Here is a 14,608-nt window from a genome sequence, read left to right as displayed (position 1 = left end):
TTAAGGTGAACAGACAGTCAAAGAGGGAATGACCAGCAATTATGATTGCCGAGTCATTCCCTCTTGGTGTTTATTTTTGATTTAATTCGAAATCTCTTTGGATGGTAGCGTCGATGCCTTTAATTACGGTTGAAATGAAGGCATTATTTTCCAGTTCTACGATCCCAGCTACCGTTGTTCCGCCAGGTGAGCTGACCCGATCAATCAAGGTCCAAGGATTTTCCCCGCTGGCAGCCAGCATTTCGGCACTGCCTAGAATGGCTTGTGTAGCCATTTCCAAGGCGATATCTTTCGGCATACCATTCTTCACGGCTGCTCGCGCGATTGAGTCGATGAATAAGAACGCATAAGCAGGCGAGCTGCCGGCAATTGCGGTAAAAACAGAGAAGTATTGTTCGTCTAACGGCCAAGCTTTGCCGATTGCGTTGAATAAAGCAATCACTTCATCTACATCTTTCTTCGCAGCATGTGGATTCCCGCAAACTGCGGCGGCTCCTTGACCAACCATGGCATTCACATTAGGCATTACGCGAACAATGCGGATAGGCTGATCGGTTTCAAAGACTTCGTAAATAGCTTCTGTACTGGTTCCGGCTGCAATTGATACGACAAGCGGCTGGTTAGTCAAAATTTCTTCTTTCGCTTCCTGCAGTACACCTCGGATTACATTTGGTTTCACAGCTAAAATAACCATGTCGACTGTCCGAATTAATTCCTGCGGATCGGTCACTGCATGAGCCCCTAATTTTTCACAAAAAGCCTGCACCTTTTCTGTTGCAATATCATAAAGATATAAATCCTCTGCTTTACTAAAGTGGTTATCCACTACACCTTGGGCAATAGCAGAAGCCATGTTTCCTGCACCGATAAATCCAATTTTCATAAATGATCCCTCCAAAAAAGTGTCTGATTCAAATATTCCGTGTTATACTGATAAAGCTATTATAAGGTGTTTTATTTTAATGGAAAATAGTGTAGATAAAGAAAAAAGTGTTTGATTATAAGGTGGTGCAAAATGGCTTATTTCAATGAGGAGCATTACGAGGCATTTTATCAATTTTTGGTTACTCTGGATTGTTACCTGCATAATAATGAGGCAATGGCCAAGGAGGTAGCAGACTTTGCGAACAATCCGAAACGAGAAATCGCGGCCTTTGTGTCTCAGCAGGCTCAAGGAGAAATTACGGTTCCTCAGGGCTATACGCGAATTTTGTATATTTTAGAAGGGACTGCTCAGGTAGCCATTGATGGAGTGGAAGGCGTCTATCAAGCAGGACATTTGTTTTTGAGTAATCCTCGTACGAAAATAGTGTATAAGGAAAGCCAGGATACAGCGGTTGTTTGTTTCTATTTTAAAGAAAGCTATTTTACTGATTCACTGCTGACGCAATTTGTTGAAGAGCAGCAGCTGTACCGTTTCTTTGTGGAAGCAATCAGTGAGGAGTTCCAGCAGATCAGCCGTTACTTGATCTTTCATTTTGATCAGCTGACGGATGTGCATGTCTATTCGCTGTTGCTGCTGAAGCAAGTCGTGAAGATGTCTTATTTCAATAATAAAGTAACCAAGGCGGCGTTTGTTTTATTAATTGTTGAAATCAGCCAGGGGGCAGACCAGGCCTTAGTTGAAAAGGACCATCACGTTGCCAATGACCAGCTGATTGAAGAGGTACTGGCCTACATCGATACGATGATACGAGTGGTGAAATTAGAGGAAACCGCGAGCTATTTCCACTTCCATCCCAATTACTTATCGGCGTTATTAAAGGAAAAAACAGGTCAAACCTTTACGGAAATTGTTTTGCAAAAAAGGATTTTATTGGCACAGAAAAACCTGGCGCAAACCAACTTATCGGTGCAAGAAATTGTGGAGCATCTAGGCTATAAGGACAAAGCCTTTTTTTATAAAAAGTTCAAGCAAGCGGTGGGGATGACCCCTCGTTTGTACCGTATATATTGCCAAGAACGGGAGGAAGTATAAATGTACGAAGAAATTTTCCAGGAGCTTCATTTATCCGTGATCGAACTACCCATTGAATGGGCCTCAGAACGGCCGGTCTATTCGGGTTACTTGAAGGAGCTGCCTTTTATTACAGGTGAAGGTCAGTCGAGAAAAGAGCTGTATCGGCAATTGGTGGAAAAATACCAGACATACCGCGAAGAACAGCTGGAGGAGGCCGAGGTTGAGGAAGAAGAAACGCTGCTAAGTGCCAAGGATTTTCTTCGTTACTATGATGGTGAAACACCGGATGATTTCTCTTGGTTCAATCAGGAGGAAAATGAATGACTACGATCCAACTATACGTTCAGGAAACCCCCACTTTGACCTTCCAAAGGGCTAGTCTGTCATTATTGGGAGAATTATTAACAGTTGAAGTGAATAAAACCTTTCGCTTAAACGAACGGGAAGAACTCTTTCAGGAATTAGAAAATGCCAGTGTTCAATTGATCCAGCAAGGCCGCGAGCTTTTAGAAAGTATTGGTGAAACCGAGGATTTTATCGATTTTGCCTATGTGGCTTATGAGAACCCATTGTCGTCACCCACGCTGGAGCAATTGCTGCACTTTCCTTTTCAACAAATTCAAGGGATTTTAGCCGAGGTTTTTAGCGAGGTTGCGGATGAAGTAGCGGATAAATTTTTTGAGGAATTGAGCAATCGTTTGGAAGAATCCACCGATGATGAGCTGGTGATGGAGGCTCACCTAGGAGAAGACGAGCTGCAGCTGGAAGTATTTTTGCCACGCGCTTTTATTGAAACAGTTCCTTTAAGGGATCTAATGACAGATTATCAAGGAACGCTAGAAGAAGCTACCCGCTGGTTTTTAGAAGAATTGATGTAGAAGCAGCTCCATAAAACACTTGTTGAACAAGCGATACTAGTTTTAGTATCAACCATTGTTTTCAACAGGTGTTTTTTCTGTGGACAAAAAAGAGGGACTATTTACTCAGGTCATTTGATTTTGCAATCTTATCTGCCAGTAACTAAGCTTGGTAGAGTTAGTTGACGTCTGTTGTCGCTGCCCTTGTTTGCTGAAAATCGTATTGGATCAGCTGACAGTTTTTTAGTTAATAAAAAATTTAAATTATGAATGTTTATAAAATTTAAAAAAATTCAATAAAATTAGTGCATAACAACTTTTTGAAATTTAAAGACGATAGGCGTTGGTCTGCCGCTAGATTGATTAGCTTACGATAACCAGGAAAGTGATATTGCTTAAAAAGCAGAAAAATGCTCGTTTCGTTAAAATGGAGGTGCTAAAGGAAAATGAAGGGAGGGAGTGCGATGGACTTTCGCGGCATTCTTAGTACGAGCAGCAAGCGAAAGTTGATGTTGATTGAACGTCTATATTATAAGCGTGAAGGCATACCAAGCGATCAATTATTAGTGGAACTGTCTTGTTCGCTGCCCATATTGTTGAACGATGTCAAATTGATAAATGAGCAGCACGAAGATTTCTTTGTAAAAAAAATCAAAGGGTTTTATCGTCTGCAGATAAAAGAAAAGGTAAGTATCGGAAAGATTTATTCAGATGTAGTGAATCAATCACCTGAGTTTCAGATTATTGAGCAGCTGCTTTATGAGGAGTGTGACAATCTTATCACGTTGGCTGAACGCCTATTCCTAAGTGTCTCAAATACTCAGCGTTACCTGAAAAAAATTGAAAAAATCCTAAAACAAGCAGGTCTGCATTTGTGTTATCGTCCGTTAAGAATTGAAGGAAAAGAAAGTGTTGTTCGGCATTTTTACTACTGCTACTTTATCGAAAAGCAAAAAGCGGTAGAGGAGGTACTGCCGGATTTAAAAAGCTATCAATTCCTTTCTATAGAGCAGTTTGCGGTGGAGTTTATTGAGAGAAATCAGCTTTTGAAAAAGTATATTTTCCAAAAACGGATTGTTTATACGATATATATCAGCTTGTGGCGGATAATGAATCACCATCCCTATCCGATCGATGAAATGCATAATAATGGACTTGTTTTGCCCAGCAAACAAACTTGTACTGATTTTGGCAATACCGTGCAGGAATTGTTTCATATGGAGCTAACCAATGAAATCATGCAGGATTGCTTGTGGCTGTTATACTCAAATTCGCTAGTTGTTAGTGAGCAACAGCAAAAATCAGCTTTGGAAAAGAACCAGCGATATTTAAAAATGTACACCATACATAATGAACTGGCAGAGTCCTTCAATCAGTTGACTGGCAAAAAATTTAGCAAAGAGCAAGTGAATTACTTAACGACTGTGCTACTGAATGACTGCTACTTGTACGAGCCTAACGGAAAATACATCAATATTTTAAGTAAGAGCCGGGATGTTTTTCTTGAGCTGGCTTCGATCATGTATAAGCCGGCAATTGAAAAAGTACGGGCAATTGTGCAGAATTTTGTTACTAAGCATGAATTGTATCAGGAGGAGGATTTTGTAAAGAACTACATGTACCTGCTGCTTACGTCGATCCCCGAAACGTTTCAGCTGCTTGTAGAACAGGAGAAGGTTATTCATTTATTGCTTCTTTCGGATTTAACACCAACCGAGGAAGAGTTTTTGGCAATGCATATTAAGGATAATATATACGGAAATTTTAAAATTGATCATTTTGAGCTTGTAGCCAACGGGAAAAATGGGATGTATGCAGCAATGCTGTGCTACGACGGCTTAATTACTACTGGATCAGTCGAGGGGCTGCCAGAAAATTTTCCGTTAATTGTGCTGGATTCCTATATTACCCCGCATCATTTGGTGGTCATTCAAAACCTAGTTAATGAGCTTTCTATACAAAAGAACGCCGAATTTGTGATAAATTAGTCTTAGTGACGATCTTTTGTCTACCAGAGGGAGAAATAGGGGGATACAGAATGACTAGCATGGAGAAAATCAATCAATTCCGCGATGAACGCAATTGGCGCCAATTTCATAATGAGAAGGATTTAGCTTTGTCCATTTCGCTGGAGGCTGCGGAACTATTGGAATTGTTTCAATGGAAATCATCGGAAGAGGCTCGGGAAAATCCAGAACGTCTGAAGGAAGAGCTGGCAGATGTGTTGATTTATTCGTATATGATGGCAGATAATTTAGGGTTTGATATTGATGAAATTATTGCTGAGAAGCTAAAGAAAAATGCAGTGAAGTACCCAATCGAAAAAAGTAAAGACAGCAAACAAAAGTATAATAAATAAAGTCAGCAGAAAGAGTATTTTTGATAGTCAAAAGAGGTTTCGACTATCGAGCAAGCTCATTCTGCTGCTTTTTTTTAGCACTGGGTAATAAGATAATTGGAGCAGTGTTCAAGTGGAACTATTTATGTTTTAAATGAAATAAAATAGCTGAAAATGGCGATTTGATGAATTATTACGGTTTTTTTTACTAGTCAAATTTACAAAAATAAAAAAACCTGATACTCTCAAGTTGAAGGACAATTAGAAAAGGGGGAGATAAAAATGGACTTTCGCGATATTCTTGGTACGAGTAATAAGCGGAGGCTGAGATTGATTGAATTATTGTATTATCAGAGGGATGGGCTGCCAAGTGATCAGCTGTTAAGTGAGCTGGAATGTTCACTGCCAATATTATTAGAAGATGTAAGACTGATAAATGAGCGCACGGGATACTTTCATATAGATAAATACAAAGGGCTTTATCGTCTGACGATGAAGGACAGAGTCAGTATTGGTAATTTATATGCAGATACGTTAATTAGTTCGCAGGAATTTCAGATTATTGAACAGCTGCTATATGAAGAATGCGATAGTATTACTTCTTTGGCTGAGCGTCTATACTTGAGTGTGTCAAATACGCAGCGCTACTTAAAAAAAGTGAAGTATACGTTAGAAAAGGCTGGAATGGAGCTACGGTATCGACCTTTAAGAATAGAAGGAAAAGAAAGCGTTATCCGCCATTTTTATTATCGTTATTTCATTGAGAAGCAAAATGCTTTCGAGAATATTTTGCCTATGTTAAAGGATTATCAGTTCAATTCCATTGAGCAATTTGTGATTGAATTCATTGAGAAGAATGAGATGTACAAAAAATATATTTTCCAAAAACGTCTCATTTACACGATATATGTCAGTTTCTGGCGGATTAAAAATGGACACAATTATCCGAAATTTGAGCTGCGCAAAGACGGCTTCATTATTCCAGAAAAAAAATATTTTGATGAATTAAGCAAAACTGCTCATGAACTGTTCCGCATACACTTGACGGATGAAACTATGCGGGATGCAATGTGGTTAATCTACGCGGACGCAGTTGTTTTCAGCTACCAGCATCGAAATTTAGCTTTGTCCGATAATCACCGTTACCAAACGATGTACTCGAAGCATTATGAATTAGCGGAGGAATTTAATCGTCTGGTAGGCGGAAAAATGTCAGAACAGCAGTTAATTGATATGACTTCAGTGCTGAATAATGACCATTATCTTTACGATCGAGACGGCGCGTTTGTTTCTATTTTGCGACGAAGCCGCGACACTTTTTTGGAAATGACAGCTATTATGTATGAAAAACCGATTGAACGAGTGGCCAAGATCGTGAAAGATTTTGTAGATAAATACGACATGTACCGTGAAGAAGATTTTATTATGAATTATATCTATCTGCTGCTTACAGCTGAGGTAGATAGCCTGCAAATGTTAGTCGAGCAGGATCAGACTATTCAACTGCTGCTCTTATCTGATTTGACTCCAACGGAAGAATCATTCATAGCTAAGCATATCACACGAATTGTTCACGGGAATTTTTCGATCTCGTATTTTGAAAGCGTAGTGGATCGTAAACATGGCATGTACGAGGAAATGTTAAATTATGATGGATTGATCACTACGGGTTCTGTCGAAGGGCTGCCTGAGGATTTCCCTGTAATTGTAATGGATCCTTATGTGACACCCAAGGCTTTGGTGGTTATCCAGAATTTAGTTAATGATCTATCCTTGAAAAAGGAATTAGGTTTATAAAAGTAAAGCCAGCAGACTCTGCTGGCTTTACTCGTGTAATTCTAGCGGCAAGCCGTCAGGATCGAAAAAGAAGGTCATTTTTTTTCCAGTGAAATCATCTGTTCGAAGAGGCTCACAGGCGATGCCGTGAGATTCTAAATAGGTCATAGTGGCTTCAATATCATCCGTTTTGAAAGCTAGATGGCGCAATCCGCTGGCTTCAGGATAGCTAGGGCGTTTTGGCGGATTGGGTAAGGCGAAGATTTCTAGTTCGATATCATTTGTCAGCTGCAGGTCCAGTTTGTAGTCCTGACGTTCCTTGCGATAATTTTCTCTAATAATAGGAAGTTTTAAGATATTCACGTAAAAGTCGCGGGCTTTCTGATAGTCAGAAACGATGATCGCTACGTGGTGAATGGTAGAAAATGTCGGTTCGTACATAAAAATCCCCTTTCTAGTTGTTAGAATAGCACAGCTTTTAGTAGAAATCTGCTGAGAAAACTGTCAGGATGAGAAAAAGTATGCTATACTTTAATCACAATTTCATAAATAGAAACATTTGGGGTGCTTTAGAGCTGAGATTATACCCATGGAACCTGAAACAGTTAGAACTGGCGCAGGGAAATGTCGTAAAACCATCGATCTCGCCCGTCCATTTATTTGGTCGGGCTTTTTTTAAGACTCCTTTTGCTTCTATTTAAGTGAGGGGTCTTTTTTGTTTGAAGTAAGGAAAGGATGTTGGAGGTTTGCAAAGAGAGAAGTTGCAAAAGATGATGTTGCTGGCAATGATGATTGCACTGGATGTCGTTTTGTCGCCGTTGTTTCGGGTAGAGGGCATGGCACCGATGTCTAGTGTGATGAACATACTGGCAGGAGGGCTGTTAGGTCCTTTATATGGTACCCTGATGGCCTTGTGCTGTGGCATTATCCGGATGCTGCTGCTGGGGATTCCCCCGTTAGCACTAACTGGTGCGGTTTTTGGTGCTTATTTGGCAGGATTACTGTTTCGAGCGACTGGCAACCTGTATGGAGCCATGCTGGGAGAAATTATTGGAACAGGAATTATTGGTTCCCTACTTTCCTATCCAGTGATGGTTTTGTTTACCGGCAGTCAGCAAGGAATGTACTGGCTGATCTATACGCCTAGATTTGTTGGAGCGACCTTGATTGGGTCGGTGGTAGCTTACTTTGTCTGGAAGCTTTTATCTCGAGTACCGGTATTTAAACGGTGTCAGCAATTATTTTTAAGGAGTGATCAATCATGAATGAATTATCTGAACTAGTAAAAGCCGTGTTTCCTTTGTCAGCGTCGCCTTTGGTGCAATGTATCACCAATGAAATTACCTGTGAATCAATGGCGAATGCTCTGCTGTATATTGGGGCCAAACCAGTAATGGCCGATGATGCTCGGGAATTTCCGGCTTTTTTCCAGCAAACAGACAGTCTGCTGTTAAATTTGGGTCATATTTCACCACAGCGAGAGGCAAATATTTTGGAAGCCAGTCGTTTTGCTGAAGAGACTCATAAGCCGACTGTGGTCGATGTGGTTGGCTTAGCAGCCAGTCCTTTACGGGCGGAACTGACGCAACAATTAATGAAAAAGCATCCTGAAGTCGTAAAAGGCAATATTTCAGAGATGCGCGCATTATGCCGGTTAGAAAGTCACGGTCGAGGAGTTGATGGCAGCTCGCTGGATCAGTCAGAAGCAGCACTAAAAGAATTGACGGCAGCGCTGGAGGTCTTAGCTAAAGAGTACCCCCACACCACATTTCTTGCTACCGGGGCAGTGGATGTAGTGGTAAATCAAAATACCCGCTGTCTGCTGCAAAACGGCGTAGCAGAGCTGGATTGTTTTACTGGAACTGGTGATATAGTTGGAGCCATGGTTGCGGCTTTATTAGGTACAGGAGTGGAAGCTTTTCCAGCGGTTGCAGCTGCAGTCAGCTATTTCAATTGCTGCGGGGAAAAAGCGAAGGAGCTGGTACCAGAAGGTTTAGCTGATTTTCGTCAGGCAACATTGAACCAATTGTCGATCTTAATGAATCGAGACTGGTATAAACAAGTGAAGGGAATGTTGATATGAAAAAAGAATTACTGACACTTTATTTAGTTACGGGGCGTTATGATTTCACAGAGGAACAATTTTTAACCATTATTGAGCAGGCCTGCCAACATGGAGTTACATTAGTCCAGCTGCGGGAAAAAGAATTATCGACTAATCAGTTTTATCAATTGGCTTTAAAAGTAAAAGAGGTTACGGATCGCTATCATATTCCGTTGATTATTAATGACCGACTGGACATTTGCTTAGCAGTTGATGCCGCAGGACTTCATATCGGCGATGATGAGCTTCCCGTGTCGGTAGCTAGACGTTTATTGGGAGCGAATAAAATCCTAGGGGTGTCGGCTAAATCACTAGCACGGAGCTTAGAAGCTCAAACAGAGGGAGCTGATTACTTAGGGGTTGGGGCGATTTTCCCCACCCAAACGAAGGATTCTCAGCTTACACCAATAACCGTGCTGAAGGCTATTACGAAATCAGTGGAGCTTCCGGTAGTAGCAATTGGTGGAATTAAGCAGGACAATATTCTTACTTTGGCAGATTCAGGAATTGCAGGAGTATCAGTAGTGAGCGAGATTATGAAAGCCGAGGATGTTTCCCAGACTGTCAAACAGCTGCGAGTTGCAGCGGAAGCATTATAAATTAGTAGGAGGAAGCTTATGATCAGTTATCAAAAAGACCAGATATTTCAAAAGGTCGATGACAATACCGAACGCTGTATCGTTACTCATAGTGAGAAAATGATGGCTGTTCGCGTTCGTTTTAAGGAGAGTGGTAAAGAGACAACCTTGCACAGCCATCCTGAAGAACAAGTGACCTATATTGTAAAAGGCAAGTTCAAGTTTTTCGAAGAGGAACGAGTATATATAGTAGGACCAGGAGATTTTCTGCGCTTTGATGCGGATGTTCGCCATGGTTGTATTCCTTTGGAGCCAGATTCAGAACTAATTGACACATTTACACCGATTCGCAAAGATTTTTTATAAACGAATAATCCAGCCGATGGGGATAGCTCTATCGGCTCTTTTTGTCTAAACGTGAAAGCCTTGAAACCAATGATTTGAGTACTTGTGACGTATAATAAGTTTATATCAGTGAAGTGTAAAGGAGTACAATCATGTTAGAAAAAACAACGATCACAAGTGGAGAGAAGTCGCGAAGGTGGCTGTCGATTACTGCCCCGACAGAAGAGGAGATTCAACAGTATACGGCCCAGTTTGATTTGCCCAAAGATATCTTTACCTTGCATTCTTTTACAGAAGAAGTTTCGCGCATCGAAAAGCTCTCCTCAAAGGAATTAGGCGCGTGTGTCAGTCTTGTTTTAATCAGCTATCAGGTAGAGCAGGATGTGACTGACTCAGTGGAGGGAGCCTTGCAGCCGATTTCTTTCCTGTTTACTGAGGAGTTAGTGATTACGGTAGCTTCTGGGGCTTATGAGCTGTTAAAGATCCAGCAGATGTTTGAGGAATGTGAAGGTGAAGTAGATCAATTCATTATTTTCTATATTCTTTATACGTATCACAATTATTTATTGGCGTTGAATAAGCAAAAGCGGATGATTGATGAAGTGAATGACGCAGCTAAAAACAGTACTGAAAAGGATAATTTAATCTTGCTGCGGGATATCGAAAAGAATCTAGTCTATTTGGAACATACCCTAGATGATCAGAAGCAAACGACAGATCAAATTATAGAAAATGAACAAATTGTCGCTAAAATCTCAAAGGATGTGCTAAATGATGTCCGTATCAGCTGTCGACGGGTGGAAAAGCTGATTCATTTATATCGTGGACTAGTAGATTCAACCAGCGGCATGGTTTCTGCCTTAATGGACAATACCTTGAATCATCTGATGAAGTATTTGGATTCGGCGGCATTGATTATTTCCATTCCAACACTTATTTTCAGCTTATGGGGCATTAATACGGGCGGTTTATTATGGAAGGATTCGATTCTAGGCTCATTAGGGGTCGTTTTGTTGGCATTAATTGTCACTATAATCGGTATCATTTTATTGCGTCGCAAGGATTATATGAATTAGTGCTGCTTGTTTCCAGAAAAAAAGATACAACGATTGGCTGTATCTTTTGAAGAGACTATCTAAGAAAAGAAGATCCATGCTTTTCTGCTACAAAGTTGAGGCTGACTTATTTTAAGACTTGTTCTATTTGGTCGAGATGCATCCTCACTGCGATTTTCAGATTGTCAGCACTCTCTTTTTCAAGCTGTTTAAGTAAGGAGGGCAATGTGTTGTTCAAATAATGAGCAGCTTCTTCACTTGACTGGAAAGTTACTGTAGTGGGTTCTTCAACGACAGAATCAATACTTAAAATAACGCTTTCTAGCAGCAAGTGATATACGTTTAAAGTATAACTCATTGTCATTACCTCCTAAAGATATTTCTTTTATCATTATAAATCTAACAATTATTTCATAAAAGATCAATTCCTAAATGCGATCAATAATTACCAACTATTTCTTAAAAATGATTGAAAAATAAGTGGACTTTTCAATTTTTTTAGATTGTTTAAAAATGAGCTTTTATCAGCAAAACGTCTTTTTTAAAGGGAGAATAACCCTTGCAGTACAAGGATTTTTCTTCTTCAGGAAGGAGAAAGAAAAATTTCCGGATATTCGATAATTTAACAAAGAATAAATGATTTTAGTTTATTTGCTTATTTTAAGCAATTCGGGAGAATAGGCAGGTATTCAATAACAAAATTTTTTTAGGCTTAGTATCAAAGAGGGTTGCTTCTTTTGTGGTAAGATGAAGGAGAAGAATAAGATAGGAGGAGACAGACATGATGTGGATAGCGCTTAGCTCATTTATAGCATTTTTTCTTGTGCTGATCTTAGTTCAAAGCAAAAGGATGCAATCAGTAGATGCTTCATTGGCTAAACAAGTGATTGCTCAGCGACGAGATGGATGGACTAGCATATTCCTTTTTTTTACCAAGCTGGGAAAAGCGGTGCCGACTATTCTAATATGTTTACTGCTGGTTCTGTTTCCTACGACTCGTACAGCCATCGCGTTAAACGTCGGAATAAATGTAATGGCTACCACAGGACTTACTTATATAATTAAACGAATATTTAAACGTGAACGTCCTAAAGGTGACCGCTTGGTAGAAGAATTAGATCACAGCTTTCCAAGTGGTCATTCTTCTACAGCCGCCGCCTTGTATTTGGGCATATTTTTAAACAGCTTTTTGTATCTGAGTATTTCTTGGTGGTGGATTATCCCAGCCCTCCTGATCTGTTTTCTAATTGGTTTCAGTCGAGTGTATCTAGGTGTCCACTATTTTACTGATGTTCTAGGCGGCTGGCTTTTAGGAACAGGAATTGTTTTTCTAATACCGCTGATTGTTAGTTGAGAAGATTTAAGGAATAGACTCCTTCTGATATACAGAAAAGAGTCTATTTTTTTGCTTTATTTAATGCAGCTGCTAGTTTACGGTTCGTATAGTTTGAATAAAAATAGAAGCCAATTAAATGACCAATCAAGGTAATCAACAGGATAGGTAGAAAAAATGGCTGGATCCGACTAAATAATTCGGCAGAATAAAGAGCAATAACTGCAAAACCACAAAGTGTATTAAAGAGAGTACTGAGTAAAATATTTACGCGAGCTTTAAACACGGAGTATTCCCATAGGTAAGGATAAATGACACCAAAAACCAAACCTAGCAGACTGCCGATAGCTAGCAAACGCCAAATAAAGGAAACTGGCACAGTGGTTTGATTTGTAAAAAGCAAGGTAAGCAACGCGACCCAAACGGTACTGCCAAAAGCAGCTTGCATAAAATTATTCTTTAAATGTCTCATCATTGTAAGTGCTCCTTAATTTGTTTAGCATAGTGGCGACTAACGATATAGCGCTGGTGATTTTTAGTAAATACTTCTAAGCGAGCATGTTGACCAGCCGAGAACGCCGAGATTTGTTGAATATTTAAGATAGTTGAATTATTAATGCGATAAAAACCAGATGATTCCAAATAAGTTAGCTCTTTTAACTTCTTTTGCAGCCATAAGTCATTGCCAGATAGCAGCCGAATTTTACTCATATGACCCATTGTTTCAATGGCTTCTATCTCTGTCAGAGCAACTAGCAACGTGCGTTGATTAGTTGGTTGAATGGCTTGCAGAGTAGTTGTCTGCTGCCACTGATTTTGCCAGCTGGTCACGAGCTTTTGATTGATGGGATGACTAATAATGTCGATGCAATCTTTTTCTTTTTGTTTATTCCAGATAATGTTGAGTTTCATATAGCCTCCTTCTGAGATAAGCATAGCAAGAATATCTTATCTAGCAATAGTACTATTTGTTTTGTTGCAAATAAAGACGTGTTTGTTGCAAATATCCGCTATTTTCTTCAAAAATGAGTACCGTTAAGTTTTAAGAGAAGATTTAGCAAAAAATGCTAGGTCTTTTTTTTTCGAAAAGAGCATTGGAGTGCAAGCCGAGGGTTAGAGGATTGGGTATGATAAAAGAAAAAAGCAGGTGATGAAATGATTTGGAAGGATTGTTTTCCAGCTGAAGTCCAGCCGACGGAACAGCAAATAGCGACCTTTATTGCTAATCCTCTTTGGGATGTATGTAATCAGTATCTTCAACAAGCCTACGAAGCCAAGCCTAAATACAGCTACAGTGGTTGTTCGATGCAGGCCGGTTGGAATATAAAATATGCCAAAGCAGGTAAGTCGTTATGCACCCTTTATCCGATGGAGGGCTACTTTATTTTGTTAGTCGTGGTTGGAAAGAAGGAAATGGCTGCAGCAGAAGAACTCATGCCATTACTATCCCCTTACGTCCAACAAGTATTTGCAAAAGCTAAAATAGGGCAAGGTCAGAAATGGCTGATGCTGGAGATCAAGCAGAAGGAAGTCCTAGAAGATGCATGGAAGCTGATCACGCTGCGCCGTGAACCAAAGCATCCAATAGAATGGAGGAGAAGCAATGACTAGAATCAGCCAAATTTTGGAGAAAAAGCTACCGGAAATACAATTGCTTACGCTCCGTAGAACGATTCATTTCTTTGAGGAATATTCGGAGTTTGTCGGAGAAGCCGTTACAAAGATATCACAAGTACTTAAAAAAGCTGACAGCTTTCCTAGTAGTGGACCGATTGTTTGCTTTCATAATGTTGATTTAGAAGCATTGGATGTGGAGATTGGTTTTCAAGTCGCTGAGACGATTAGGGAAACTGAAACAATCAATGCTGTAACTTTACCGGCGTGTACCGTTGTTACGGCCATAGATTTAGGTCCTTATGAGCAGTCAGATCCAGTGATGGAAGAGCTGCTGAACTGGATACCGGCTAATGGCTACCAGCAGGGTGGCGGTATTTATTACCACTACTTGAATGATAACGAACGACCAGATACAGAGCTTTTGACGGAAATTTATATTCCTATAAAAAAATAATTGAACAGACAAATCACCTTCTATTAAAAAAATAAGGTGGTTTGTCTTTTTTATCTTCAAATTGAAGATTAAAAAAGTTAGATCAACAACAAAAGTCGACAGGTATAGAGTTTTATAGTCTAATATGTAGCAGTCTTTAGATTGTTCGCCTGGTTTGTGTCATAAAGAATCACCATCTGCAACTATTTTAA

Annotated in this window: 19 protein-coding genes and 1 riboswitch; of the genes, 14 read left to right on the top strand and 5 right to left on the bottom strand. The window is 39.9% G+C overall.

Annotated features, from left to right (window positions below):
- Window positions 1-70: 70 nt before the first annotated feature.
- Window positions 71-883 carry a pyrroline-5-carboxylate reductase gene (gene proC, locus I588_RS19735; RefSeq protein WP_010758632.1) on the bottom strand — a complete coding sequence of 271 codons (813 nt, stop codon included), beginning with the start codon at window positions 881-883 and terminating at the stop codon, window positions 71-73.
- A gap of 132 nt (window positions 884-1,015) precedes the next feature.
- Here proC and I588_RS19730 point away from each other — a divergent pair, with 132 nt between their 5' ends.
- From I588_RS19730 to I588_RS19705, 6 genes are all read left to right on the top strand, one after another.
- On the top strand, window positions 1,016-1,978 hold the full coding sequence (locus tag I588_RS19730) for a helix-turn-helix transcriptional regulator (protein ID WP_010758631.1): 963 nt from the start codon (window positions 1,016-1,018) through the stop codon (window positions 1,976-1,978).
- On the top strand, window positions 1,979-2,284 hold the full coding sequence (locus I588_RS19725) for a hypothetical protein (RefSeq protein ID WP_010758630.1): 306 nt from the start codon (window positions 1,979-1,981) through the stop codon (window positions 2,282-2,284).
- Complete coding sequence (locus tag I588_RS19720; RefSeq protein WP_010758629.1) at window positions 2,281-2,838, top strand: hypothetical protein; 558 nt, start codon at window positions 2,281-2,283, stop codon at window positions 2,836-2,838. The genes I588_RS19725 and I588_RS19720 overlap by 4 nt, the downstream gene beginning before the upstream one ends.
- 443 nt (window positions 2,839-3,281) lie before the next feature.
- Window positions 3,282-4,805, top strand: a complete 1,524-nt coding sequence (locus tag I588_RS19715) for an AcpB/EbpR/MafR family transcriptional regulator (protein ID WP_034694036.1) — start codon at window positions 3,282-3,284, stop codon at window positions 4,803-4,805.
- A gap of 50 nt (window positions 4,806-4,855) precedes the next feature.
- Window positions 4,856-5,176 (top strand): nucleotide pyrophosphohydrolase, encoded by a 321-nt coding sequence (locus I588_RS19710; protein ID WP_010758627.1) that lies wholly within the window; start codon window positions 4,856-4,858, stop codon window positions 5,174-5,176.
- Window positions 5,177-5,437: 261 nt separating this feature from the next.
- Window positions 5,438-6,952 carry an AcpB/EbpR/MafR family transcriptional regulator gene (locus I588_RS19705; RefSeq protein WP_010758626.1) on the top strand — a complete coding sequence of 505 codons (1,515 nt, stop codon included), beginning with the start codon at window positions 5,438-5,440 and terminating at the stop codon, window positions 6,950-6,952.
- Between the two features lie 27 nt (window positions 6,953-6,979).
- On the opposite strand, the gene gloA2 is transcribed toward I588_RS19705, so the two are convergent.
- Window positions 6,980-7,372, bottom strand: a complete 393-nt coding sequence (gene gloA2, locus I588_RS19700; RefSeq protein WP_010758625.1) for an SMU1112c/YaeR family gloxylase I-like metalloprotein — start codon at window positions 7,370-7,372, stop codon at window positions 6,980-6,982.
- Window positions 7,373-7,481: 109 nt separating this feature from the next.
- Window positions 7,482-7,571, top strand: a riboswitch (TPP riboswitch).
- Between the two features lie 148 nt (window positions 7,572-7,719).
- Between gloA2 and thiW the strand changes: the two genes are divergently transcribed.
- The 5 genes from thiW to I588_RS19670 all read left to right on the top strand — a co-directional run bounded on the left by thiW (window position 7,720) and on the right by I588_RS19670 (window position 11,034).
- Complete coding sequence (gene thiW, locus I588_RS19690) at window positions 7,720-8,196, top strand: energy coupling factor transporter S component ThiW (protein ID WP_051130114.1); 477 nt, start codon at window positions 7,720-7,722, stop codon at window positions 8,194-8,196.
- A complete protein-coding gene (thiM, locus tag I588_RS19685; RefSeq protein WP_010758623.1) occupies window positions 8,193-9,014 on the top strand; it encodes a hydroxyethylthiazole kinase in 822 nt (273 codons plus the stop codon). Before thiW ends, thiM begins: the two co-directional genes overlap by 4 nt.
- Window positions 9,011-9,634, top strand: a complete 624-nt coding sequence (gene thiE, locus I588_RS19680) for a thiamine phosphate synthase (RefSeq protein WP_010758622.1) — start codon at window positions 9,011-9,013, stop codon at window positions 9,632-9,634. The genes thiM and thiE overlap by 4 nt, the downstream gene beginning before the upstream one ends.
- Window positions 9,635-9,652: 18 nt before the next feature.
- A complete protein-coding gene (locus I588_RS19675) occupies window positions 9,653-9,979 on the top strand; it encodes a cupin domain-containing protein (RefSeq protein WP_010758621.1) in 327 nt (108 codons plus the stop codon).
- 131 nt (window positions 9,980-10,110) lie between these two features.
- Window positions 10,111-11,034, top strand: coding sequence for a magnesium transporter CorA family protein (locus I588_RS19670; RefSeq protein ID WP_010758620.1), 924 nt, complete (start codon window positions 10,111-10,113; stop codon window positions 11,032-11,034).
- A 106-nt stretch (window positions 11,035-11,140) separates the two neighbouring features.
- Here the strand turns inward: I588_RS19670 and I588_RS19665 are convergent, their stop codons facing one another.
- Complete coding sequence (locus tag I588_RS19665; protein ID WP_010758619.1) at window positions 11,141-11,371, bottom strand: hypothetical protein; 231 nt, start codon at window positions 11,369-11,371, stop codon at window positions 11,141-11,143.
- 423 nt (window positions 11,372-11,794) lie between these two features.
- Between I588_RS19665 and I588_RS19660 the strand changes: the two genes are divergently transcribed.
- The gene (locus I588_RS19660; protein ID WP_010758618.1) at window positions 11,795-12,367 is read left to right on the top strand and encodes a phosphatase PAP2 family protein; all 573 of its coding nucleotides are present in this window, start codon (window positions 11,795-11,797) and stop codon (window positions 12,365-12,367) included.
- A gap of 43 nt (window positions 12,368-12,410) precedes the next feature.
- On the opposite strand, the gene I588_RS19655 is transcribed toward I588_RS19660, so the two are convergent.
- Together I588_RS19655 and I588_RS19650 are read right to left on the bottom strand one after the other, a co-directional pair.
- Window positions 12,411-12,821: a hypothetical protein gene (locus I588_RS19655; RefSeq protein ID WP_010758617.1), complete on the bottom strand. Its 411-nt coding sequence runs from the start codon at window positions 12,819-12,821 to the stop codon at window positions 12,411-12,413.
- On the bottom strand, window positions 12,818-13,258 hold the full coding sequence (locus tag I588_RS19650) for a LytTR family DNA-binding domain-containing protein (RefSeq protein WP_010758616.1): 441 nt from the start codon (window positions 13,256-13,258) through the stop codon (window positions 12,818-12,820). The genes I588_RS19655 and I588_RS19650 overlap by 4 nt, the downstream gene beginning before the upstream one ends.
- A gap of 243 nt (window positions 13,259-13,501) precedes the next feature.
- Between I588_RS19650 and I588_RS19645 the strand changes: the two genes are divergently transcribed.
- A complete protein-coding gene (locus tag I588_RS19645) occupies window positions 13,502-13,957 on the top strand; it encodes a DUF3788 domain-containing protein (protein WP_010758615.1) in 456 nt (151 codons plus the stop codon).
- Window positions 13,950-14,417 (top strand): GyrI-like domain-containing protein, encoded by a 468-nt coding sequence (locus I588_RS19640; RefSeq protein ID WP_010758614.1) that lies wholly within the window; start codon window positions 13,950-13,952, stop codon window positions 14,415-14,417. The genes I588_RS19645 and I588_RS19640 overlap by 8 nt, the downstream gene beginning before the upstream one ends.
- Window positions 14,418-14,608 lie beyond the last annotated feature (191 nt).

Source organism: Enterococcus pallens ATCC BAA-351 (assembly GCF_000407485.1).
GTDB lineage: Bacteria > Bacillota > Bacilli > Lactobacillales > Enterococcaceae > Enterococcus_A > Enterococcus_A pallens.
The sequence above is the reverse complement of the archived record's forward strand: the minus strand, read 5'-3'. Positions and strand labels throughout refer to the sequence as shown.